The sequence below is a fragment of the Citrobacter sedlakii genome (genome assembly GCF_018128425.1).
GTDB lineage: Bacteria > Pseudomonadota > Gammaproteobacteria > Enterobacterales > Enterobacteriaceae > Citrobacter_A > Citrobacter_A sedlakii.
Genome location: NZ_CP071070.1, coordinates 3,391,503 through 3,412,858, shown reverse-complemented (window position 1 = coordinate 3,412,858; position 21,356 = coordinate 3,391,503). Strand labels below are relative to the sequence as shown.

23 protein-coding genes and 1 other RNA gene are annotated in these 21,356 nt (G+C 54.8%); 14 read left to right on the top strand and 10 right to left on the bottom strand.

What is annotated here, in order from left to right; all coding sequences use genetic code 11:
* The first annotated feature begins 21 nt into the window (after positions 1 to 21).
* From decR to amtB, 5 genes are all read left to right on the top strand, one after another.
* A complete protein-coding gene (decR, locus tag JY391_RS16430; protein ID WP_042285884.1) occupies positions 22 to 480 on the top strand; it encodes a DNA-binding transcriptional regulator DecR in 459 nt (152 codons plus the stop codon).
* Between the two features lie 44 nt (positions 481 to 524).
* Positions 525 to 2,297 carry a SmdA family multidrug ABC transporter permease/ATP-binding protein gene (locus JY391_RS16425; protein WP_211934662.1) on the top strand — a complete coding sequence of 591 codons (1,773 nt, stop codon included), beginning with the start codon at positions 525 to 527 and terminating at the stop codon, positions 2,295 to 2,297.
* Positions 2,290 to 4,068, top strand: a complete 1,779-nt coding sequence (locus tag JY391_RS16420; RefSeq protein WP_042285880.1) for a SmdB family multidrug efflux ABC transporter permease/ATP-binding protein — start codon at positions 2,290 to 2,292, stop codon at positions 4,066 to 4,068. Before JY391_RS16425 ends, JY391_RS16420 begins: the two co-directional genes overlap by 8 nt.
* A gap of 221 nt (positions 4,069 to 4,289) precedes the next feature.
* Positions 4,290 to 4,628, top strand: a complete 339-nt coding sequence (gene glnK, locus JY391_RS16415) for a P-II family nitrogen regulator (protein WP_002891893.1) — start codon at positions 4,290 to 4,292, stop codon at positions 4,626 to 4,628.
* Between the two features lie 31 nt (positions 4,629 to 4,659).
* Positions 4,660 to 5,946: an ammonium transporter AmtB gene (gene amtB / locus JY391_RS16410; RefSeq protein ID WP_042285877.1), complete on the top strand. Its 1,287-nt coding sequence runs from the start codon at positions 4,660 to 4,662 to the stop codon at positions 5,944 to 5,946.
* A 70-nt stretch (positions 5,947 to 6,016) separates the two neighbouring features.
* On the opposite strand, the gene tesB is transcribed toward amtB, so the two are convergent.
* Positions 6,017 to 6,877, bottom strand: coding sequence for an acyl-CoA thioesterase II (gene tesB / locus JY391_RS16405; RefSeq protein WP_042285876.1), 861 nt, complete (start codon positions 6,875 to 6,877; stop codon positions 6,017 to 6,019).
* Positions 6,878 to 7,090: 213 nt separating this feature from the next.
* On the opposite strand from tesB, the gene JY391_RS16400 reads away from it, so the two are divergent.
* Complete coding sequence (locus tag JY391_RS16400; RefSeq protein ID WP_042285875.1) at positions 7,091 to 7,660, top strand: YbaY family lipoprotein; 570 nt, start codon at positions 7,091 to 7,093, stop codon at positions 7,658 to 7,660.
* Positions 7,661 to 7,694: 34 nt separating this feature from the next.
* On the opposite strand, the gene JY391_RS16395 is transcribed toward JY391_RS16400, so the two are convergent.
* Positions 7,695 to 8,003 (bottom strand): MGMT family protein, encoded by a 309-nt coding sequence (locus tag JY391_RS16395; RefSeq protein WP_211934661.1) that lies wholly within the window; start codon positions 8,001 to 8,003, stop codon positions 7,695 to 7,697.
* A 162-nt stretch (positions 8,004 to 8,165) separates the two neighbouring features.
* Between JY391_RS16395 and ffs the strand changes: the two genes are divergently transcribed.
* The 3 genes from ffs to JY391_RS16380 all read left to right on the top strand — a co-directional run bounded on the left by ffs (position 8,166) and on the right by JY391_RS16380 (position 8,927).
* Positions 8,166 to 8,262: signal recognition particle sRNA small type (gene ffs, locus JY391_RS16390), an RNA gene on the top strand.
* A 198-nt stretch (positions 8,263 to 8,460) separates the two neighbouring features.
* Positions 8,461 to 8,712 (top strand): hypothetical protein, encoded by a 252-nt coding sequence (locus JY391_RS16385; RefSeq protein WP_042285870.1) that lies wholly within the window; start codon positions 8,461 to 8,463, stop codon positions 8,710 to 8,712.
* A complete protein-coding gene (locus JY391_RS16380; RefSeq protein WP_042285866.1) occupies positions 8,709 to 8,927 on the top strand; it encodes a hypothetical protein in 219 nt (72 codons plus the stop codon). Before JY391_RS16385 ends, JY391_RS16380 begins: the two co-directional genes overlap by 4 nt.
* Here the strand turns inward: JY391_RS16380 and yczR are convergent.
* Entirely contained in the window at positions 8,924 to 10,351 is a 1,428-nt protein-coding gene (yczR, locus tag JY391_RS16375) for a MocR-like transcription factor YczR (protein ID WP_211934660.1), read from the bottom strand. The genes JY391_RS16380 and yczR overlap by 4 nt on opposite strands.
* Before the next feature lie 83 nt (positions 10,352 to 10,434).
* Between yczR and yczE the strand changes: the two genes are divergently transcribed.
* Positions 10,435 to 11,031: a membrane protein YczE gene (gene yczE / locus JY391_RS16370; protein ID WP_199956500.1), complete on the top strand. Its 597-nt coding sequence runs from the start codon at positions 10,435 to 10,437 to the stop codon at positions 11,029 to 11,031.
* A gap of 80 nt (positions 11,032 to 11,111) precedes the next feature.
* On the top strand, positions 11,112 to 11,465 hold the full coding sequence (locus JY391_RS16365) for a DUF1428 domain-containing protein (RefSeq protein ID WP_211934659.1): 354 nt from the start codon (positions 11,112 to 11,114) through the stop codon (positions 11,463 to 11,465).
* 39 nt (positions 11,466 to 11,504) lie between these two features.
* On the opposite strand, the gene pdeB is transcribed toward JY391_RS16365, so the two are convergent.
* A complete protein-coding gene (gene pdeB, locus JY391_RS16360) occupies positions 11,505 to 13,055 on the bottom strand; it encodes a cyclic di-3',5'-guanosine monophosphate phosphodiesterase PdeB (RefSeq protein ID WP_211934658.1) in 1,551 nt (516 codons plus the stop codon).
* A gap of 178 nt (positions 13,056 to 13,233) precedes the next feature.
* Between pdeB and JY391_RS16355 the strand changes: the two genes are divergently transcribed.
* Together JY391_RS16355 and ykgO are read left to right on the top strand one after the other, a co-directional pair.
* Positions 13,234 to 13,494: a type B 50S ribosomal protein L31 gene (locus tag JY391_RS16355; RefSeq protein ID WP_042285853.1), complete on the top strand. Its 261-nt coding sequence runs from the start codon at positions 13,234 to 13,236 to the stop codon at positions 13,492 to 13,494.
* Positions 13,495 to 13,496: 2 nt separating this feature from the next.
* Positions 13,497 to 13,637 (top strand): type B 50S ribosomal protein L36, encoded by a 141-nt coding sequence (gene ykgO, locus JY391_RS16350; RefSeq protein ID WP_016537667.1) that lies wholly within the window; start codon positions 13,497 to 13,499, stop codon positions 13,635 to 13,637.
* Positions 13,638 to 13,684: 47 nt separating this feature from the next.
* Here ykgO and JY391_RS16345 read toward each other — a convergent pair whose 3' ends face one another.
* From JY391_RS16345 to acrA, 6 genes are all read right to left on the bottom strand, one after another.
* The gene (locus JY391_RS16345) at positions 13,685 to 14,155 is read right to left on the bottom strand and encodes a YlaC family protein (RefSeq protein WP_042285848.1); all 471 of its coding nucleotides are present in this window, start codon (positions 14,153 to 14,155) and stop codon (positions 13,685 to 13,687) included.
* A 107-nt stretch (positions 14,156 to 14,262) separates the two neighbouring features.
* The gene (gene maa, locus JY391_RS16340; RefSeq protein WP_042285845.1) at positions 14,263 to 14,820 is read right to left on the bottom strand and encodes a maltose O-acetyltransferase; all 558 of its coding nucleotides are present in this window, start codon (positions 14,818 to 14,820) and stop codon (positions 14,263 to 14,265) included.
* 177 nt (positions 14,821 to 14,997) lie between these two features.
* A complete protein-coding gene (hha, locus tag JY391_RS16335; RefSeq protein WP_001280991.1) occupies positions 14,998 to 15,216 on the bottom strand; it encodes a hemolysin expression-modulating protein Hha in 219 nt (72 codons plus the stop codon).
* Between the two features lie 27 nt (positions 15,217 to 15,243).
* Positions 15,244 to 15,618: an Hha toxicity modulator TomB gene (tomB, locus tag JY391_RS16330; RefSeq protein WP_042285841.1), complete on the bottom strand. Its 375-nt coding sequence runs from the start codon at positions 15,616 to 15,618 to the stop codon at positions 15,244 to 15,246.
* A 493-nt stretch (positions 15,619 to 16,111) separates the two neighbouring features.
* Positions 16,112 to 19,261 (bottom strand): efflux RND transporter permease AcrB, encoded by a 3,150-nt coding sequence (acrB, locus tag JY391_RS16325; RefSeq protein WP_042285838.1) that lies wholly within the window; start codon positions 19,259 to 19,261, stop codon positions 16,112 to 16,114.
* 22 nt (positions 19,262 to 19,283) lie between these two features.
* Complete coding sequence (gene acrA / locus JY391_RS16320) at positions 19,284 to 20,477, bottom strand: multidrug efflux RND transporter periplasmic adaptor subunit AcrA (protein WP_042285835.1); 1,194 nt, start codon at positions 20,475 to 20,477, stop codon at positions 19,284 to 19,286.
* A gap of 140 nt (positions 20,478 to 20,617) precedes the next feature.
* Between acrA and acrR the strand changes: the two genes are divergently transcribed.
* On the top strand, positions 20,618 to 21,271 hold the full coding sequence (gene acrR / locus JY391_RS16315; RefSeq protein ID WP_042285832.1) for a multidrug efflux transporter transcriptional repressor AcrR: 654 nt from the start codon (positions 20,618 to 20,620) through the stop codon (positions 21,269 to 21,271).
* Positions 21,272 to 21,356 lie beyond the last annotated feature (85 nt).

Genomic DNA, 21,356 nt, shown 5'->3' with positions numbered 1-21,356 from the left:
ATTGTTCTCTGAGATGTCGATATGTTAGATAAAATTGACCGCAAGCTACTGGCGCTGTTGCAGCAAGACTGCACCCTCTCTTTGCAGGCGCTGGCGGATGCCGTTAATCTGACCACCACACCCTGCTGGAAGCGCCTCAAACGGTTGGAAGACGACGGCATTTTGCTGGGCAAAGTCGCGTTGCTGGACCCGGAAAAACTGGGGCTGGGATTAACCGCCTTCGTGCTGATCAAAACCCAGCACCACAGCAGTGAATGGTACTGCCGTTTCGTGACGGTGGTCAGCGAGATGCCCGAAGTGCTTGGCTTCTGGCGCATGGCCGGGGAGTACGACTACCTGATGCGGGTACAGGTAGCCGACATGAAACGCTACGATGATTTCTATAAGCGCCTGGTGAACAGCGTGCCGGGCCTCTCCGATGTGACATCCAGTTTCGCGATGGAACAGATTAAATACACTACCGCTTTACCCATTGAATAACCCTCCCGGACGATGAGCCGGAAAATCAGGTCAGGACATAACGCGTGCGATTATTTGCTCAATTAAGCTGGTATTTTCGCCGGGAGTGGCGTCGCTACCTCGGCGCTGTTGCCTTGCTTATTATCATCGCCATTCTTCAGCTCATTCCGCCAAAGGTGGTGGGCATTGTCGTGGATGGCGTCACCGCGCAGCACTTTACGACGCAGCGGGTGCTGATGTGGATTGGCACCATCGCCCTGATTGCCGTAGTGGTGTATCTGCTGCGCTACGTCTGGCGCGTGCTGCTGTTTGGCGCGTCTTACCAGCTTGCGGTGGAACTGCGGGAAGATTACTACCGTCAGCTGAGCCGTCAGCATCCTGAATTTTATCTGCGCCACCGTACCGGCGATCTGATGGCGCGCGCCACCAACGATGTGGATCGCGTGGTGTTCGCCGCAGGCGAAGGCGTCCTGACGCTGGTGGATTCGCTGGTGATGGGCTGTGCGGTGCTGATCGTGATGTCCACGCAGATCAGCTGGCAACTGACCCTGTTAGCGCTGTTGCCCATGCCGGTTATGGCGTTGATGATTAAGCGCTACGGCGATAAGTTGCACGATCGCTTTCGCCTGGCGCAGGCTGCTTTCTCCAGCCTGAATGACCGTACCCAGGAGAGCCTCACCAGCATCCGCATGATCAAAGCCTTTGGTCTGGAGGATCGCCAGTCGGCGCTGTTTGCGGCCGATGCGGACGACACCGGTAAGAAAAACATGCGCGTGGCGCGCATTGACGCGCGCTTTGATCCCACGATTTACATCGCCATCGGGATGGCGAACCTGCTGGCGATTGGCGGCGGCAGCTGGATGGTCGTCCAGGGCTCCCTGACGTTGGGACAATTAACCAGCTTTATGATGTATCTCGGGCTGATGATATGGCCAATGCTGGCTTTGGCGTGGATGTTCAACATCGTCGAGCGCGGCAGCGCGGCATACAGCCGCATTCGCGCGATGCTGGCCGAAGCGCCGGTAGTTAACGACGGTACGGAACCGGTGCCGGAAGGGCGGGGAGAACTGGCGGTCGCGATACGTGAGTTCAGCTATCCCCACACCTCGCATCCGGCGCTGGAAAACGTTACTTTTCGCCTTCAACCGGGGCAGATGCTTGGCATTTGCGGGCCCACCGGCGCGGGTAAAAGTACGGTGCTGTCGTTGATTCAGCGTCATTTCGACATTACCCAGGGGGACGTGCGTTTTCACAACATTCCGTTGCCGCGTTTGCAACTGGACAGCTGGCGCAGCCGCCTGGCGGTGGTTAGCCAGACGCCTTTTCTGTTTTCCGATACCGTGGCCAATAACATTGCGCTGGGCTGCCCGAACGCCACGCAGCAGGACATTGAGCATGTGGCGCGGCTGGCCAGCGTTCATGAGGATATTTTGCGTCTGCCGCAGGGCTATGACACCGAAGTGGGCGAGCGTGGCGTCATGCTCTCTGGCGGGCAAAAACAGCGCATCTCCATTGCGCGAGCGCTGCTGCTGAATGCCGAAATTCTGATCCTTGATGACGCGCTGTCGGCAGTGGATGGCCGCACCGAGCATCAGATCCTGCATAATCTGCGCCAGTGGGGAGAAGGGCGCACGGTGATTATCAGCGCGCACCGACTGTCGGCGCTGACCGAAGCGAGCGAAATCATTGTTATGCAGCATGGTCATATCGTGCAGCGTGGCGACCATGAGACGCTGGTTCAGCAGGCGGGCTGGTATCGCGACATGTACCGTTACCAGCAACTGGAAGCCGCGCTGGACGATGCGCCGCAAAACGATGAGGAGACGGCGAATGCGTAGTTTCGGGCAGTTATGGCCGACCCTCAAGCGCCTGCTGGCCTATGGATCTCCGTGGCGTAAACCGCTGGGTATCGCGGTCGTGATGCTGTGGATTGCGGCGGCGGCGGAAGTCAGCGGCCCGTTGTTGATCAGTTATTTTATCGACAATATGGTGGCGAAAAACACGCTGCCGCTCGGCATTGTCGCCGGGCTGATAGCCGCTTATCTCGGCTTGCAAATCCTGGCCGCCAGTTTGCATTACGCGCAGTCGCTGCTGTTTAACCGCGCCGCGGTCGGGGTGGTTCAGCAACTGCGTACCGACGTGATGGACGCCGCGTTGCGACAGCCGTTAAGTGAGTTTGACACCCAACCCGTCGGCCAACTGATTTCACGCGTCACCAATGACACCGAAGTCATTCGCGATCTGTACGTCACGGTGGTGGCGACCGTGCTGCGCAGCGCGGCGCTGATTGGCGCGATGCTGGTGGCGATGTTCAGTCTTGACTGGCGTATGGCGCTGGTGGCGATCCTGATTTTCCCGGCCGTATTGGTGGTGATGGTGATCTACCAGCGCTACAGCACGCCGATAGTGCGCCGGGTACGCGCTTATCTCGCCGATATTAACGACGGTTTTAACGAAGTCATCAACGGCATGAGCGTCATTCAGCAATTCCGCCAGCAGGCGCGTTTTGGTGAAAGAATGGGGGAGGCCAGCCGATCGCATTATATGGCGCGGATGCAGACACTGCGTCTGGACGGCTTTTTATTGCGTCCTCTGTTGAGCCTGTTTTCAGCGTTGATTCTCTGTGGGCTGCTGATGCTGTTCAGCTTTACCTCTGTCGGCACTATTGAAGTCGGCGTACTGTACGCCTTCATCAGTTATCTGGGGCGCCTGAATGAGCCGCTAATTGAACTCACTACGCAGCAGTCGATGCTGCAACAGGCGGTAGTGGCGGGTGAACGCGTGTTTGAACTGATGGACGGCCCGCGTCAGCGTTACGGTCAGGACGCCCGTCCGCTGGCATCCGGGCAGATCGAAATCGACGATGTTTCGTTTGCTTATCGCGATGATAATCTGGTGCTGCAAAACATCAGCCTCTCAGTGCCGTCGCGCAGTTTTGTGGCGCTGGTGGGGCACACCGGCAGCGGCAAGAGCACGCTTGCCAGCCTGTTGATGGGCTATTATCCCCTTCGCCACGGCGAAATTCGTCTTGATGGCCGTCCGCTGAGTACGCTCAGTCACGGTGCGTTACGCCAGGGCGTGGCGATGGTGCAGCAGGATCCGGTGGTGATGGCGGATACGTTCCTTGCCAACGTTACCCTGGGACGGGATATTTCCGAGGAGCAGGTCTGGCAGGCGCTCGAAACCGTGCAGCTCGCGGAGCTGGCGCGCGGCATGAGCGAAGGTATCCATACCCGTCTTGGCGAGCAGGGAAATAACCTCTCCGTCGGGCAAAAACAGCTGCTTGCGTTGGCGCGGGTTCTGGTCGCGACGCCGCAAATCTTAATTCTCGATGAAGCGACCGCCAGCATTGACTCGGGCACTGAGCAGGCAATTCAGCGGGCGCTGGCGGCGGTGCGCGAACATACCACGCTGGTGGTGATCGCTCATCGTCTGTCAACTATCGTGGAAGCGGATACCATTCTGGTGCTGCATCGCGGACAAGCGGTGGAGCGCGGGACCCATCATCAACTGCTCGCCGCGCAGGGACGCTACTGGCAGATGTATCAGCTCCAGCTCGCCGGAGAGGAACTGGCGGCCAGCGTGCGGGAAGAGTCGCAACCCGCCTGATGCACCGACGCCGTTAGCCCCGACGGCGGTGGTGCAAAAATGTAACGCATCATGCACTGCCATGGTGCGTTTTTCTTTTCTCGCTTCGCCTCGCCCTTTCTCACGTCAATTCTTTCGCCAGCCGCAGGCCGCTCTTCGGGGAATTTTCATTTCTGGCATAACCCTTGCAATCACGTATACGTGTAGCAGCGCCATTACCGAATTCTGACTGGAGGGGATCTATGAAGCTGGTTACCGTGGTAATCAAACCGTTCAAACTGGAAGACGTTCGCGAAGCGCTCTCTTCTATAGGTATTCAGGGACTGACCGTCACCGAAGTGAAAGGCTTTGGGCGGCAGAAAGGTCATGCTGAGCTTTATCGCGGGGCGGAATACAGCGTCAATTTCCTGCCCAAAGTGAAAATTGATGTGGCGATTGCCGACGACCAGCTTGATGAAGTGATTGATGTCATCAGTAAAGCGGCATACACCGGAAAAATTGGCGACGGCAAAATTTTCGTCGCTGAGCTGCAGCGTGTGATTCGTATTCGTACCGGCGAAGCCGACGAAGCGGCGCTGTAACGCCTGGCACACAGTAACGGGAAACGACAAAATGAAGATAGCAACGATGAAAACGGGCCTTGCTTCACTGGCGATGCTGCCTGGGCTGGCAGCGGCTGCTCCGGCAGTTGCCGAAAAAGCGGACAACGGTTTTATGATGATTTGCACCGCGCTGGTGCTGTTTATGACCATTCCCGGCATTGCCCTGTTCTATGGCGGTCTGATCCGCGGTAAGAACGTGTTGTCGATGCTGACGCAGGTGACGGTCACCTTCGCGCTGGTGTGTATTATGTGGGTGGTGTTTGGCTATTCACTGGCGTTTGGCGAAGGGAACAACTTCTTCGGTAATGTTAACTGGGTGATGCTCAAGAACATTGAGCTGACCGCCGTGATGGGCAGTATCTACCAGTATATTCACGTTGCTTTTCAGGGCTCGTTTGCCTGTATCACCGTCGGGTTGATCGTCGGGGCGTTGGCGGAACGTATCCGTTTCTCTGCCGTGCTGATCTTTGTGGTGGTCTGGTTGACGCTCTCCTATATTCCGATCGCCCATATGGTGTGGGGCGGCGGCCTGCTGGCGTCACATGGCGCGCTGGACTTCGCCGGCGGTACCGTGGTGCATATTAACGCGGCGATTGCCGGGCTGGTGGGCGCATACCTGATTGGCAAACGCGTCGGTTTTGGCAAAGAGGCGTTTAAACCGCACAACCTGCCGATGGTGTTTACCGGCACGGCGATCCTTTATATCGGCTGGTTTGGTTTTAACGCCGGCTCTGCCGGGGCGGCGAATGAAATTGCGGCATTGGCCTTCGTCAATACCGTTGTCGCAACGGCGGCGGCAATCCTCGGCTGGATTTTCGGGGAGTGGGCGCTGCGCGGTAAACCTTCTCTGCTGGGCGCCTGTTCCGGTGCGATTGCCGGTCTGGTTGGCGTAACGCCTGCCTGCGGCTATATCGGCGTAGGCGGCGCGTTAATCATCGGCGTGGTCGCCGGGCTAGCCGGGCTGTGGGGCGTAACCATGTTGAAGCGTCTGCTGCGAGTTGACGACCCATGCGATGTGTTTGGCGTTCACGGCGTCTGCGGGATCGTCGGCTGTATTCTGACGGGCGTATTCGCCTCCAGCGCGCTGGGCGGGGTGGGGTTCGCCGAGGGCGTAACGATGGGGCATCAGGTGCTGGTACAACTGGAAAGTATTGCCATCACCCTCGTCTGGTCCGGCGTGGTGGCGTTCATCGGTTACAAGCTGGCGGATATGACCGTAGGGCTGCGCGTGCCGGAAGAGCAAGAGCGCGAAGGGCTGGATGTCAACAGCCACGGCGAGAACGCGTATAACGCGTAACGTCAGGGCCCGGCAGCGTATTGCTGACCGGGCCTGCGTGCGTTATCAACCGCATACGGCGTCTGCCGGTTTAGTTGTGATTGCGCATCACCCCTTCCTGCACGGTTGAGGCGACCAATATGCCGTCCTGGGTATAAAACTCACCGCGTACAAAGCCCCGGGCGCTGGACGCCGAGGTGCTTTCCACGCTGTACAACAGCCACTGATTCAAATCAAAGGGACGGTGGAACCACATGGAGTGATCGATGGTGGCGATCTGAATCCCTTTTTCCAGAAAACCAATGCCGTGCGGCTGTAGCGCAACCGGCAGAAAATTAAGATCCGACGCGTAGCCCAGCAGATACTGATGCACGCGGATATCATCCGGCAGCGTGCCGTTAGCGCGGATCCACACCTGACGGGTAGGTTCGGCCACATGGCCTTTCAACGGATTGTGGAACTCAACCGGTCGCACCTCCAGTGGGCGGTCGCAGAGAAATTTATCCTTCAGCACCGGTGGCAGCAGATGCGCCAGCGACTGGGCGATTTCGGTTTCTGATTTCAGGCCGTCTGGCGCGGGGGCGTGCGGCATGGTTTTTTGATGTTCAAAACCGTTTTCAGGCGCCTGAAACGACGCGGTCATGTAAAAAATAGGCTTGCCGTTCTGGATAGCGGCAACGCGGCGGGCGCTGAAACTGTTGCCGTCGCGCAGTACTTCCACATCATAAATAATCGGTTTCTGGCTGTCGCCGGGGCGTAAAAAATAGCTGTGGAAAGAGTGAACAAGGCGTTCTTCCGGTACGGTCTCTTTAGCGGCATACAGCGCCTGACCGACAACCTGCCCGCCAAAGACCTGGCGCAGTCCTAAGTCTTCACTCTGGCCCCGAAAGAGTCCTTCCTCAATTTTTTCCAGATTCAATAATGTCAGCAAATTACTCAGTGCCTGACTCATACATGCTCTCCAGGTAACAACGGCGCCGAAGCGAGATAGGCAGAGTATAACGCAATTTATTAAGTGGTCCGATGGGTGCAATAGTCTGAATAAAAGGCTTAATCCAGGCAAAAATCAGTGATATGTGCCACACTTATTGACGTTATGTATTTGTTAACCACTCTTCCGGCGGGGGGAAAGGCCTGCTGGTGCATTGATGATAAGGAGAATTGAATGAAACTCGTGCACATAGTAAGTGGTTTAGCGGTTGCGGTGTCTCTGGCTGCCTGCGCGGATAAAAGCGCGGACATTCAGACGCCTGCGCCAAACCCGAACACTTCCATTACTGCCACACAGTCCACTATTCAGCAACCTAATGTTTCAGGTACCGTATGGATCCGTCAGAAAGTGGCGTTGCCGCCTGATGCTGTTCTGACCGTTACCCTGTCAGACGCTTCGTTGGCCGATGCGCCGTCTAAGGTGCTGTCGCAAAAAGCGGTACGAACCGAAGGGAAGCAAGCGCCGTTCAGCTTCGTACTGCCGTTTAACCCGGCCGATATCAAGCCGAATGCCCGCATTCTGCTGAGCGCAGCCATCACTGTGAACGACAAACTGGTCTTTATCACCGATACCGTTCAGCCGGTTATCAACCAGGGCGGAACGAAAGCCGATCTGACGCTGGTCCCTGTCCAGCAGACGGCAGTGCCTGTTCAGGCCAGCGGCGGCGCAACCACAACGGTGCCGTCGACGTCGCCGACACAGGTGACGCCTTCTTCTGCCGTACCAGCACCTACGCAGTATTAAGACGTAAACGACCCTCTCCGCCCGGAGAGGGTCACTAGTTCCAGCGATAACGCTGCAAATCGATTTGCCCGCTTCCGGACACCTGAACCCCTTCTGATAATAATGCCTGACGTTGACGCTGAAGATCCGGCCCGGATAATGAGATCGCGCCGTGTCGGTTAACCACCCGATGCCAGGGAAGGGTGCTGCCTTCGGGTAAGCGTTTGAGGACGCCGCCTACCTGGCGCGCAGCCCGCGGCGAACCGGCAAGTTTTGCCACGTCACCGTAGGTGGTGACGAATCCTTCCGGTATTGAGGCAATGATTTGCCAGACTCGTTGGGGAAAAGTGTCTTCTCTGTCCATTATTTTTTCCTGCGGTAATCCTTCAGGATAATCCCGAAACGGCGGCGGGTGAAGCGCCATTGCGCAAGAAACCAGCATCCGACGCCCGACGGCTTGCAATTGGCCGGGGCAGCAGTGATAATGCGCCTGCGCGTTGGTTAACAACGCTCTCAATGGGGGCTCTGTTGGTTCTCCCGCAACGCTACTCTGTTTACCAGGTCAGGTCCGGAAGGAAGCAGCCAAGGCAGATGACGCGTGTGCCGGGATGTAGCTGGCAGGGCCCCCACCCATTTCTGCCGTCCGAAGTAGCCCGCCGTCTCACTTCTTCATTTTGTCATGAATTCGTCATTTTTTTGTAATGAACAACTGGCAGAGTGTTGTCGGGAAGTTAAAACATAATCCCCTCTTTCTTTCCACGTCGTACCGGCGCGTTTGCGGCTACGCCGTGTTTTTCCTGCTTGCACACAAGGATTTTACGATGGCTACAGCGGTACTAAATGTCAAAATCGATGAGGCGGTGAAAGAGAAACTTCGCCAGCACGCCGAAACGAACAACGAAAATTTGAGTATCACGACAGAAAAACTGCTGCTTAGCGCCTTTGGGGCGGCGGCAGAAGGCGACGTCTGCGCAGATGAGATCGACAGCCAGCACACGATCGAGTCGCAAGTCGAACCGCTGACGTCGAAAGAAATCAAAGCATTGCGCAGATTACTGAAGAAGAAAAAATGAAACAGCAAACGCTTTCCACCGCCAGTAACTACAGTGAAGCCTGTGAATTATTGCGCTCAGGCTACGTGAAACATGTTCGCTTACACTGGAACGTCGGCAGCGACGAGTTTTTCCGTATTGCCTCAGACTGGTGCGACGCGGGCGCCAGAATCAAGAAAGAGGGTGAGGATTTTATCATCTCCCTGAAAGGCTTTCCGGTACCGCGTCAATACTAAATAATTTTGCGAACTTTACTGCCTGCTGACTGCATGCGCAGGCTCTCCCAGAGCGGCTGTAAGGTTCGAAAAGCCTCGCGCAAGCCTTCTTCCGGCAGCGCGAACGGCATCCGTAAAAAGCGATCAAAGGCGCCTGCTAAACCGAAGCGGGTGCCTGTTCCCAATTGTATCCCGGCGCTCTCCGCGCGCGTGGCGAACTGCGTCGCCAGCGCGTCCGGCAGTTCCACCCAATACGAAAGTCCTCCCTGCGGCGTCTGAAAGCGCCATTCCGGAAAATGCGAGCGCATAAGCGTTTGACACAATGCGCGTCGTTCCGCCAGTTGCTGTCGGCGTTGGGGTAAAAAGGCGCTGGCATTATCGAGAAGCCACGTGGCGGCGAGCTGTTCCAGCACCGGCGAGCCGAGATCGAACGTGTCGCGCGTTTGCACCAGCGCAGCGATGGTTCTTGCGGGCGCGCGCACCCATCCCAGCCGCAAGCCGCCCCAAAAACTTTTTCCTGCCGAACCCAGCAGAATGACCGGCGCATGGCGATGATAAGCCGCCAGTGGAGGCGGCGGCGCGGCGTCGTACCACAGATTCACCATCGTTTCATCAATGACCAGCGTAGTGTGGGTTGTGGCCGCAATGTCGGCGACAATCTGGCGCGTCGGCTCATCCATGCACCGGCCGGTGGGGTTATGAAAATCCGGCATCAGATAAGCGAGCCTGGGAGAGGTCTGTGCGATAGTGGCTGCCAGTCCAGCGGTATCCCAGCCCTGCTCCGGTAACGAAACGCCTACCGGTCGACAGGAGGCGCCCTGAATCGCGGCAATGGCCAGTGGGTAAGTGGGATGATCGACAAGTACGCGGTCGCCTGGCCCGGTCATTAAACGCAGGATCAGCGCCAGGCCGCTGACCGCACCGTTCACTACCATGATTTCATCAGCATGGGTCGGCAGTCCTCGCGACGCATAGTGCCGGGCGACAGACTCGCGCAGGGAGAGCAGCCCCTGCGGCTGATAGCCGGAGGTCAACAAGTGGGGCGGCATGGCGCGCAGCGCCTCCTGGTAAGCCTGATGGATTTCAGGTCCGGCATTCAGCGCCGCCGTGGAAAGATCAACCGCCAGGGGCGTCGCCGAGCGCGTGGGCACGTCGCGAATATGCGTTGGCAAAATCACCCGCGACCCGCTGCCGTGACGGATGTCCAGATATCCCTCTTCACGTAGTTGCGCCAGCGCGCTGGCAACGGTGGTGCGGCTTACATCCAGCACTGACGCCAGTTCGCGTTCGCCAGGCAAGCGGCTATCTAGCGCCAGACGTCCGTCAAGGATCAGCAGACGCAGCGCTTCCGCCAACTGTCGCCACAGCGGCGTACGTGAAGATGTCTCCTGCCAGTGACCCAGCAGGCGATGTAACGACTGGCTTCCATTGCGACGTGATGACATAGCAGTCCACTTTCTCAAAACTGGTCATTAATCATAGTGCCAATTATGGCGAAGATAAAAGCCATCTTGACGGGGAGGGGAAAATGGGACGTCGACTGCTGCAACTCTATTTTGGACTGGCTCTGTATGGAGTCTCAACCGCCATGTTTGTGCGCGCGGACTTAGGCGCCGATCCGTGGAACGTTTTTCATCTTGGGTTGGCAAATCTGCTGTCAATGAAGATAGGCATCGTGATGATTATCGTTGGCGCGCTGGTCCTGTTGCTGTGGATCCCGCTGCGCCAGCGTCCCGGCTTAGGCACATTCAGCAACGTTATTGTCATTGGACTTGCCGCCGATGCTGCGCTGGCGCTGATGCCGGAACTCTCCTCGCTGGTCGTGCGCAGCGTGATGCTGGCGGCGGCGGTGGTGGTCAACGCGCTGGCGACGAGCATGTATATCGGCGCTGGCTTTGGCGCCGGGCCGCGGGACGGGCTGATGACCGGCATTCATGCCCGCACCGGTTGGTCGGTGCGTCTGATCCGAACGGCGATCGAGGTGTCGGTGCTCTTCAGCGGCTGGCTGCTGGGCGGCACGCTTGGCGTAGGAACGGTGCTGTACGCTCTGGCGATCGGGCCGTTAATTCAGCTCTGTTTGCCGTGGTTTCGCTACACTTCCCGGTCCCGGATCCAGACAGCGTAGTTGACGAGAGACGACTACACTTAATCCGACTGACGCGGCTGGAAAGGCTGGCCGCGCAGTAAACTTCGGAGGTTTTTCTCATGAAGTATGTTGATGATTTTGTTGTAGCCGTCCCCGCCGAAAACAAGGAGGCTTATAAGGCGCTGGCGGCGAAAGCAGCACCGCTGTTTAAGGAATTTGGCGCGCTTCGCATCGTTGAATGCTGGGCCGACGACGTGCCAGATGGCAGCGTCACCGATTTTCGCATGGCGGTTAAAGCCGGAGAAAACGAAGAAGTGGTGTTCAGCTGGATCGAATACCCGTCGAAAGAGGTACGGGATGCGGCGAATCAAAAGATGATGTCCGACCCGCGGATGAAAGAATTCGGCGATGAAATGCCGTTTGATGGTAAACGCATGATCTACGGTGGATTTTCCCCTATTCTCGACGAATGACGTGACTGGCTGTGCGGCGTGCCGCCAGCCATTTTCACCTTAAAGGTGCTCTTCAGCCCAGAGGATAAACGCCGTTTTGGGCAGCGCTTTGCTGTACAGCCAGCCCTGACCATAATCCACGCCATGCTGGCGTAACCATGCTTCCTGCTTCGCCGTTTCAATTCCCTCGGCCACCATCTTCAGATTCAGCGTCCGGGCCATTTCGATAATGTGCGGCGTCACGTTTTTGTATTCGAGCGCGCTGACAAAGGATTTATCAATTTTCATGATATCCACTTCCAGATTCTGCAGGTAACTGAGGCTGGAGAAACCGGTACCGAAATCGTCAATATAGATGGCATGTCCCGCTTCACGATAGCGGGCAACGATGGGCGAGCTGGTTTTTGGATCGGCAAAAGCGCGTTCAGTCAGTTCCAGGGCTATCTGAGAAGGAGAAACCTGGTACTGCTGGAGCAATTTGTTGAGCAGCGCCGGGAGCTTCTCTGAGGCAAGATCCGCGGATTCAATATTGATGGAAATATGCTGTTCCGGATGCTGCTGAAGCCATTGCCCCATATCTTCAAACACCGACTCGATGATCAGGCGGGTAAGCGATTCGGTAAGCCCGGTCTGAGCGGCAAGCGGAATAAAAATGTCCGGCGAAAGAAAGCTGCCGTCAGTTTGCCGCCAACGCGCCAGCGCCTCTGCGCCAACGATCTTCCCCGTGGTCAGCGACATGATGGGTTGATAGTGAACGCTGATGTCCCGGTTATGTATAGCATCCTGTAGCCGATGACGAGGAGACTGAATACGCCGCAAAATGCGCAGGATAAACGCCGCTGCCAGAAGCCCGATCACCGTACCGACGGGTACCCAGATAAACGCCTGTTGATACCAGATTTTATCCAGTGGACGCGTGGAAGCCCAACTGACAATGGCAATCCCCATTTCCGGGAAGGGGCGGATTTCATATACCACGCCGTGACGTTCCAGATGGCGCGGCGTTTTTTCGCGGGTATATTGCAGAACGGCGGGAGGAATGGTCCCGCTACTGGCGATAACAATATTACGTTGTGTGCCGATTATCGCCACATCGATTTGCCATGCGCCAAAGGGCACAACGTCAATAAATGAGGCGGGATCGATCATGACGATATAGCGGCCATTCCCCAGCGCGGTCATATAGCGCGCAATCCCCAAATCGTTATGCGTGGTAAACCAGGCCTGGTAACCGTCGTCGGTCAGCTTCATAGCGGGCGGAAAAGGAGCGGTATGGCTTTCCTGTTCCAGCGACGAGCATCGCGGGATGTTGTTTTCCAGGTACAGCACTTCCTGTACATAGCGGTAGCTAAAAGAGATACGCCGCATCGCCAGCAAATGGTCATGCGAGCAGGGGAGGCTAGTCACTGCCTCAATGTCCTGTAGGGCATTTTTCGCCTGCTGGACCACACGTTGGGTGCGCTCAAACACCTGGGTGGAATAGTTATCCAGCTCCTCAATAAACTTCCTCTCGACCTGGCGATGGGCAAGCCAGATGCTCACCCCTACTGGCAGCAAAATAGCGAGGATCAGCACGCCCGTTACCAGGCTAACCAGATGTCGTGTGGTCACGAAGATATCCTTAATAACGCATCGTAAAGAAATTATATCCGATCGCGGAAAAAAACCGGTATTGGTGAGTGTGTTAAGTGCAATGTGCGTATTGAGCCTGGTTTTCATGGGGTTGATAAACGGCCAGGCTTGGCGTATTTTATTGTTATGTTATACTGTAACAATTAAAGGGGTAAAGATGAAACCGAATATACATCCTGCTTACCGCACCGTGGTGTTTCACGACACCAGCGCTGATGAATATTTTAAAGTAGGGTCAACCATTAAAACGGATCGCGAAATTGAGCTGGACGGTGTGGTCTACCCGTACGTCACTATTGATGTTTCATCTAAGTCGCATCCGTATTACACCGGTAAGCAAAAAACGTTTGCTAACGAAGGCAGCGCGGCGCGCTTTGAGAAACGTTTTGGCCATTTTTTAAGCTCGAAGCGGGGGTGAAAATGCAGGTACTGAATTCCTTGCGCAGCGCAAAGCAGCGCCATCCGGACTGCCAGATTGTCAGAAGAAAAGGGCGGTTATATGTGATTTGTAAAACGAATCCGCGTTTTAAGGCAGTACAAGGGCGGAAAAAGCGTCGGTAAGATTACCCGGTGCCGAATGGCGGAGCGCGCCATCCGGCACCGGCAGGTTATTGCTGTGCTTCAGCGCGTGCCAGAGTAAAAATATCATAAAACGACAGCTCGCCCTTACGGGAAAGCATCTTCTGTAACTGCGTCTTCTGTTCACGATTGACGCGCGGGGACTCAAGAATCGTCTCAACCAAAGCCGGGGGAACGAATCGCGTGTTGTACCACTCGCCGTTGTAACACACCCGGAAGTCCAGCACGTCGATATCTTCATAACGATAGCGCGGAGCGACGTCAAAAAAGAAAAAACCGTTCAGTAAGATGAAAAGCACGACCAGCAGCCAGACTGAGCCAACCAGCGTGTCGGACTGCAACATGACCGCGAGGGTGGCGAACCAGGCGATGTACATGCCGATAAACAGGCCCGGATGTTTGCGGATAAAGCTGATACTGAAGCGCGGCTTATTATCGCGCTTCTCACGCACGTTAAGATCGTCAATGGTTTCGGTAAGCAGGCGTTGTATTTCTGTCATTTTTAGCCTTTGTGATTGTGCTACTTGCAGATGAACACCCCATTTTAAAAGCGGCGTAACCCTGAAAAAAGTAACAGATTAACCACAATTTAGCATAACAGTTACAATCAGGCCGACAGATGTTTCAGGATCCGCGCTGGATTGCCGCCTACGACCACGTTTGCCGGCACATCTTTGGTCACCACCGCGCCGGAGGCCACAACGACATTGTCGCCAATCGTTACGCCCGGATTAATCACCGCGCGTCCGCCAATCCAGACATTATTGCCGATGGTGACCGGTTTGCCGAACTCCCGTCCGCTGTTGCGTTCAGTCGCGTCCAGAGGATGGGTGGCGGTATAAATATGAACGCCGGGCGCCAGCATACAGTTGTCGCCAATGCGGATGGGGCAAACGTCCAACAGTACACAGTCGAAATTGGCGTAAAAGTCTTTCCCGAGAAAGATATTGTAACCGTAGTCACAGCGAAAGGACGGTTCGATATAGGGCTTGTCACAGTGACCGAGAAGCGCGGTGAGGATCGCCAGGCGTTCGGCTTTTTCGTCCGGGGCGGTCTGATTGTAGCGGTGAACCCACTTGCGCGCCTGCATCCGGTCATCGCGCAGGGTGTCATCCGAGGGTCGGTACAGCTCGCCCGCGATCATTTTTTGCTTTTCTTCACTCATTCCATGCACTCTCTGCGTTAGCATTAAAAGCCATACAGTAGAGGGACAGAGGGTGTCAGGGAACGTTCCCTGCGTTATTTTGTGACAGAATTCACAACAGCGTATCGACGCTTAAAGCAAATATTCAACATTGTTTCGCAAGAAAACATCCGTATTTTCTAATGAGTCTACCACGAATTAACGGATGAATTTCCAGACGGAGGAGGGGATCTTGTCGTAAAGTTTATTCATGGTTAATTCTGCGAGACGGTGATCTGCTGCTGAGTAAAATACAGCCAATTCATTGTCAGACAATTCATATTTATTTTTTTCAATCACGCGTTCCAGCGTGTCAATAGTCTGGCAGCGTCGCAAACGCATCAAATAATCAGTTTTAGTTAATGGTTTATCGGACATGATTCTTACCTATGATTGTAATAATATTTAACAAGACAAACTAACAGGATTAGCCCTGGTGGCATTCACAAAGCAGCGGAACAAGCGATTCCCGGATTTCTGCCATTTTTGGAGGTCCTGCGCATTAATGCCATAACTGCTGAACAACATAAAAGTGTCGTCCAGATATTCATCAATCTGTTCGATCAGCTTATTGTCCTCGTTATACTTAATTTTATAATTAAGCGCGAAGGTTGCAATATGCTCGATCAGTTCGTTGAGTTGCAGGTTGATAGCCGAGGTTGGATCGTTAACCCAGCCATGATTGCTTTCTTCAAGGTTTGCAAGACAATCATGATAAAGCGTTTCACAAAGAAATTTCAGCTGAGCGATATCATGTCTTTTGGGTGAGTATTCATCCATAACGCATCCCCTTCTTAGTGGCTTTAACTAACCGAACACCTTTCGGGATGGGTACAACTAACAGACCTAGAACTTGCCCTCTGCTCCTGATGCTTTAACTATAATCTACTCTATAAAAGATTTCATCGTCCTATTACGAAAAATTACAATTAAGTGAATAGAAGAGTGGGGTGCAACATTATCATTATAGCACGTAATAGAGGCTGTCCGGAATAAGGTATTTTATCCTGAGTCGTAGACTCAATATATCTTATCTTTTCATTGACTTAGTTGTTGCGGGGGAGGTGTCGCTGTTTTCATCGCCAGGAATACTCTTAATAATGAATTAATAATCGACAAATAAGAATTAACTAAAACCGCTAAGAAAATCCTCCTCACTGTTGTGGATAAAGACGTTTATTCCTCAATCGTAAGTAAACGACGTTGCAATTAGCGCGGTGAACACTATCACTCGAAAAAAAGGCCGCTTGCGCGGCCTTTATTATAATGCGGATCAACGATGCTCTACGGTATGGCTGTGCTCGACATCTTCACTCTTGCGGCTGAAGCGACGGCGTACCACCACAAAGAACACCGGAACGAAGAAGATAGCCAGTACGGTCGCGGTGACCATACCGCCCATCACGCCTGTCCCCACGGCGTTCTGCGCGCCGGAGCCTGCGCCGGAGCTGATAACCAGCGGCATAACGCCCAGAATGAACGCCAGCGAGGTCATCAGGATCGGACGTAAACGCATACGTACCGCTTCAAGCGTGGCTTCAATCAGGCCTTTACCTTCTTTATCCATCAGGTCTTTGGCGAATTCGACGATCAAGATCGCGTTCTTCGCCGACAACCCAATGGTTGTGAGGAGGCCCACCTGGAAGTAAACGTCGTTGGTCAACCCGCGGAAGGTCGCCGCCAGCAGCGCGCCGATAACCCCAAGCGGAACCACCAGCATAACCGAGAACGGAATCGACCAGCTCTCATACAACGCCGCCAGACACAGGAAGACGACGATCAGCGAGATGGCGTACAGGGCAGGGGCCTGGTTGCCGGACAGACGTTCCTGATAGGACATCCCCGTCCAGTCATAGCCGATGCCGGAAGGCAGTTTGCTTGCCAACTCTTCCATCATCGCCATCGCTTCACCGGTACTCTTGCCCGGCGCTGCCTGGCCCAGAATCTCCATGGAAGGCAAGCCGTTATAACGTTCCAGACGCGGTGAACCGTATTCCCAGCGTGACGACGAGAAGGCCGAGAACGGCACCATCTGGCCATCGCTGCCGCGGACGTACCAGTTACCAATATCTTCCGGCAACATGCGGTATTTCGCTTCAGACATTACGTAAACTTTCTTCACACGACCACGATCGATAAAGTCGTTTACGTAGCTGCCGCCCCAGGCTGCGCCCAGTGTGGTATTGATATCACTAATGGAAACGCCCAGCGCCTGTGCTTTTTCCTGGTCGATATCAATTTTGAACTGCGGCGTATCTTCCAGACCGTTAGGACGAACACCAACCAGCAGATCCGGGTGTTTTGCCACTTCGCCAAACAGCTGGTTACGTGCCTGTGTCAGTTTTTCATGGCCAAGACCCGCCTGGTCGATCAACTGGAAGTCGAAGCCGGTTGCAGTACCCAACTCAACAATCGCCGGCAGGTTAAAGGCGAAGACCATTGCGTCTTTAATCTGCGAGAAGGCCGCTGACGCACGTTGGGTAATCGCCTCAACTTTGTTCTCATCGCCCGGACGATCGGCCCAGTCTTTCAGCGAGACGAACGCGATACCGGTGTTCTGACCGCGACCCGCAAAGCCGAAGCCGTTAACCGCAAACACCGACTCAACGTTGGCTTTTTCTTTGGTCAGGAAATAGTCGGTCATCTCATCGAGAACTTTCTGCGTCCGTTCCTGAGTCGCACCGGCAGGCAACTGGGCCATGCTCAGGAATACCCCCTGGTCTTCATCCGGCAGGAAGGAGCTTGGCAGACGAACGAACAGAAAGGCCATGCCGACCACGATGATCAGATACAGCAGCAGATAACGACCGGTGCTGCGCAGAATGTTGCCTACGCTGTCGGTGTAGTGGTGCGTGCTCTTATCGAACATGCGGTTAAACCAGCCGAAAAAGCCTTTTTTGCCTTCACCGTGGTCGCCTTTGGCGATGGGCTTGAGCATGGTGGCGCACAGCGCCGGCGTCAGGATCAACGCTACCAGAACCGACAGCGCCATCGCAGAGACGATAGTGATGGAGAACTGACGATAGATAGCCCCGGTCGAGCCGCCGAAGAAGGCCATCGGGATAAACACCGCCGACAGAACCATCGCGATACCCACCAGTGCGCCCTGAATCTGGCCCATTGATTTACGCGTCGCTTCCTTCGGCGGCAGACCCTCTTCGGACATAACACGTTCGACGTTCTCGACCACCACGATGGCGTCATCCACCAACAGACCGATGGCAAGCACCATCCCGAACATCGTCAGGGTGTTTATCGAGAAGCCGAAGGCCGCAAGGACCGCAAAGGTCCCCAACAGAACCACCGGAACGGCAATGGTTGGGATCAGCGTCGCGCGGAAGTTCTGCAGGAACAGATACATTACCAGGAACACGAGAATGATCGCTTCCACCAGCGTTTTCACCACTTCATGAATGGAGATTTTCACGAACGGGGTGGTGTCATACGGGTAAACAATTTTCAGGCCCGACGGGAAGAACGGCTCCATTTTCGCCAGTTCAGCACGGATAGCTGTCGCGGTGTCGAGCGCGTTGGCGCCCGTCGCCAGTTTAATCCCTAAACCGGACGCAGGCTGGCCGTTGAACTTCGCAATAACGTCGTAGTTCTCGCCGCCCAGTTCGATTTTGGAAACGTCACGCAGACGAACCTGCGAACCATCCTGATTCACTTTCAGCAGGATTTTGCCGAATTCTTCGGTTGAAGTCAGACGCGTCTGGGCAATGATCGAGGCGTTCAACTGCTGGCCTTTCACCGGCGGCGTACCGCCTAACTGACCCGCCGCAACCTGGGCGTTCTGCGCTTTGATTGCGTTGATCACATCGACCGGCGTCAGCTGAAATTTGTTGAGCGCTGTCGGGTCCATCCAGATACGCATCGCGTACTGCGAACCGAACAACTGCACGTCACCCACGCCGGAAGTACGGCTGATGGCGTCCTTCATGTTGGCGGCAACGTAGTCCGAAATATCTTCCTGGGTCATGGAACCGTCGGTGTTGATAACCCCGACAACCATCAGGAAGCTACTGGATGACTTCTCAACGCTCACGCCCTGCTGTTGAACTTCCTGCGGCAGCAACGGCATCGCCAGCTGCAGTTTGTTCTGCACCTGAACCTGCGCAATGTCCGCATCGGTACCGGATTCAAACGTCAGGGTGATCTGCACGGTACCCGTGGAGTCACTGTTTGAGGACATGTACATCAGGTTATCGATACCGTTCATGTTCTGTTCGATAACCTGTGTGACGGTGTCCTGCACGGTTTGCGCATCAGCGCCAGGGTAGGTTGCGGAGATCGTCACTGCTGGCGGCGCAATCGTTGGATATTGCGCGACCGGCAGTTTGAGGATCGCAAGCCCCCCTGCCAACATGATGATAATGGCGATCACCCATGCGAATATGGGGCGATCGATAAAGAAATTTGGCATGTCTTAACGGCTCCTGTTTAAGTTAAGACTTAGTTTGCTCAGGCTGGTTACCGCCAGCAGCTTGCTGTTTGTTATCTGCGGTAATCTCTTGTGCTTTCACCTGCGCACCAGGACGCACTTTCTGCAGCCCACTGACGACAACACGGTCACCCGCTTTCAGCCCATCGGTCACCAGCCACTTGTCACCAATCGCCTGACTGGCCACAATTTGACGGGTTTCGACTTTGTTATCTGCGCCGACGACCAACGCGGTAGCATCGCCACGCGGCGTACGGGTTACCCCCTGCTGCGGCACCAGCAGAGCGGATGGGTTAGTCCCTTCCTGCAAACGCGCGCGGACAAACATACCCGGCAGCAGCGTGTGGTCCGGGTTAGGGAAGATGGCGCGTAAAGTAATAGAACCGGTAGTCTGGTCGACGGTCACGTCTGAAAACTCAAGCGTGCCTGTCTGTGGGAATTTAATGCCGTCACTGGTCACCAGCTCAACTTTCGCCTTGCCGTTTTCCTGTTTCAGCGTTCCGTTAGCCAGTTCTTGTTTCAGGCGCAGGAAGTCGTTGCTCGATTGGGTAACATCAACGTAGATCGGATCAAGCTGTTGTACGGTCGCCAGCGCGGTCGCCTGACCGTTTTGCACCAGTGCGCCTTCGGTTACGGACGATTTACCAATACGGCCGCTAATCGGGGAGGTCACCTTGGTGTACGCCAGGTTAATACGCGCCGTTTCAACGGCGGCTTTAGCGGCAAGCACGGCAGCATTCGCCTGTTGCGCATCCGCCAGCGCCTGATCGTAGTCTTGTTTACTGATGTACTGCGTGCCGAGCAGTTTCTTATAACGGTTCACCGTGACCTGCGCGATGCTGGCTGCGGCCTGGGCTTTCGCCAGATCGCCTTTCGCACTTTCGTATGACGCTTGATAAGTCGCAGGATCAATCTGATAGAGAGACACACCTGCTTCGATATCGCTGCCTTCCTCGAAATTCCGCTTCAGGATAATGCCGCTTACCTGAGGGCGAACTTCGGCAATACGGAAAGCGCTGGTGCGACCCGGAAGTTCAGTGGTGATCTGCAGAGGTTCAGTTTTGAGCGTCACAACCCCAACTTCTGGCATTTGCTGGCCCCCTTGTTGGGCCGGTTTGTCGTCACATCCTGTTAGCGCTAAGCTGCCTGAGAGCATCAGAACGACCGCCAGAGGCGTTAACCCTCTGTTTTTGTTCATATGTAACCTCGAGTGTCCGATTTCAAATTGATCAATGGTCAAAAGTCCACAAACCCATTGCTGCGTTTATATTATCGTCGTGCTATGGTACATACATTCATAAATGTATGTAAATCTAACGCCTATAAATTCACCGACATATGGCACGAAAAACCAAACAACAAGCGCAGGAAACACGACAACACATACTGGATGTAGCGCTACGTTTGTTCTCGCAACAAGGGGTATCTTCCACCTCGCTGGCGGAGATTGCAAAAGCCGCGGGCGTTACTCGTGGCGCAATCTATTGGCATTTCAGAAACAAGTCGGATTTATTCAGTGAAATCTGGGAGCTGTCAGAATCCAACATTGGTGAGCTTGAGACTGAGTATCAGGCAAAATTCCCCGACGATCCACTATCTGTATTAAGAGAAATATTAGTTCATCTTCTTGAATCTACCGTGACGGAAGAGCGGCGACGTTTATTGATGGAGATTATATTCCACAAATGCGAATTTGTGGGAGAAATGGCCGTAGTGCAGCAGGCGCAAAGAAACATCTGCCTGGAGAGCTATGACCGTATTGAGCAGACCCTCACGCACTGTATAAAAGCCAATATGCTTCCCGCGAATCTGCTCACGCGCCGCGCCGCGGTTATCATGCGCGGCTACGTCTCGGGTATCATGGAAAACTGGCTGTTTGCGCCGCATTCGTTCGATCTCAAAAAAGAAGCGCGCGATTACGTCGCTATCCTGCTGGAAATGTTTATGTTTTGCCCCACACTGCGCGCCGTCGCGCCTGACGCGCAGGCCTGAACCCGCGCCAGGAATTGTCCTGGTCGATTTCGCTGCCGCTATTCTGCCTAAGAGAGCCGTGATATTCTTGCGCGTTGACTATTTT

What these genes read in the sequence shown, in the direction of transcription:
- maa (WP_042285845.1), bottom strand. Translation starts at nt 14,820, where the DNA reads ATGAGTGAAGAAAAGCAAAAAATGATCGCGGGCGAGCTGTACCGACCC.
- JY391_RS16400 (WP_042285875.1), top strand. Translation starts at nt 7,091, where the DNA reads ATGAAACTCGTGCACATAGTAAGTGGTTTAGCGGTTGCGGTGTCTCTG.
- decR (WP_042285884.1), top strand. Translation starts at nt 22, where the DNA reads ATGTTAGATAAAATTGACCGCAAGCTACTGGCGCTGTTGCAGCAAGAC.
- tesB (WP_042285876.1), bottom strand. Translation starts at nt 6,877, where the DNA reads ATGAGTCAGGCACTGAGTAATTTGCTGACATTATTGAATCTGGAAAAA.
- yczR (WP_211934660.1), bottom strand. Translation starts at nt 10,351, where the DNA reads ATGTCATCACGTCGCAATGGAAGCCAGTCGTTACATCGCCTGCTGGGT.
- acrR (WP_042285832.1), top strand. Translation starts at nt 20,618, where the DNA reads ATGGCACGAAAAACCAAACAACAAGCGCAGGAAACACGACAACACATA.
- JY391_RS16420 (WP_042285880.1), top strand. Translation starts at nt 2,290, where the DNA reads ATGCGTAGTTTCGGGCAGTTATGGCCGACCCTCAAGCGCCTGCTGGCC.
- JY391_RS16385 (WP_042285870.1), top strand. Translation starts at nt 8,461, where the DNA reads ATGGCTACAGCGGTACTAAATGTCAAAATCGATGAGGCGGTGAAAGAG.
- JY391_RS16365 (WP_211934659.1), top strand. Translation starts at nt 11,112, where the DNA reads ATGAAGTATGTTGATGATTTTGTTGTAGCCGTCCCCGCCGAAAACAAG.
- acrA (WP_042285835.1), bottom strand. Translation starts at nt 20,477, where the DNA reads ATGAACAAAAACAGAGGGTTAACGCCTCTGGCGGTCGTTCTGATGCTC.
- ykgO (WP_016537667.1), top strand. Translation starts at nt 13,497, where the DNA reads ATGCAGGTACTGAATTCCTTGCGCAGCGCAAAGCAGCGCCATCCGGAC.
- JY391_RS16355 (WP_042285853.1), top strand. Translation starts at nt 13,234, where the DNA reads ATGAAACCGAATATACATCCTGCTTACCGCACCGTGGTGTTTCACGAC.
- glnK (WP_002891893.1), top strand. Translation starts at nt 4,290, where the DNA reads ATGAAGCTGGTTACCGTGGTAATCAAACCGTTCAAACTGGAAGACGTT.
- hha (WP_001280991.1), bottom strand. Translation starts at nt 15,216, where the DNA reads ATGTCCGATAAACCATTAACTAAAACTGATTATTTGATGCGTTTGCGA.
- tomB (WP_042285841.1), bottom strand. Translation starts at nt 15,618, where the DNA reads ATGGATGAATACTCACCCAAAAGACATGATATCGCTCAGCTGAAATTT.
- acrB (WP_042285838.1), bottom strand. Translation starts at nt 19,261, where the DNA reads ATGCCAAATTTCTTTATCGATCGCCCCATATTCGCATGGGTGATCGCC.
- amtB (WP_042285877.1), top strand. Translation starts at nt 4,660, where the DNA reads ATGAAGATAGCAACGATGAAAACGGGCCTTGCTTCACTGGCGATGCTG.
- JY391_RS16380 (WP_042285866.1), top strand. Translation starts at nt 8,709, where the DNA reads ATGAAACAGCAAACGCTTTCCACCGCCAGTAACTACAGTGAAGCCTGT.
- JY391_RS16345 (WP_042285848.1), bottom strand. Translation starts at nt 14,155, where the DNA reads ATGACAGAAATACAACGCCTGCTTACCGAAACCATTGACGATCTTAAC.
- JY391_RS16395 (WP_211934661.1), bottom strand. Translation starts at nt 8,003, where the DNA reads ATGGACAGAGAAGACACTTTTCCCCAACGAGTCTGGCAAATCATTGCC.
- yczE (WP_199956500.1), top strand. Translation starts at nt 10,435, where the DNA reads ATGGGACGTCGACTGCTGCAACTCTATTTTGGACTGGCTCTGTATGGA.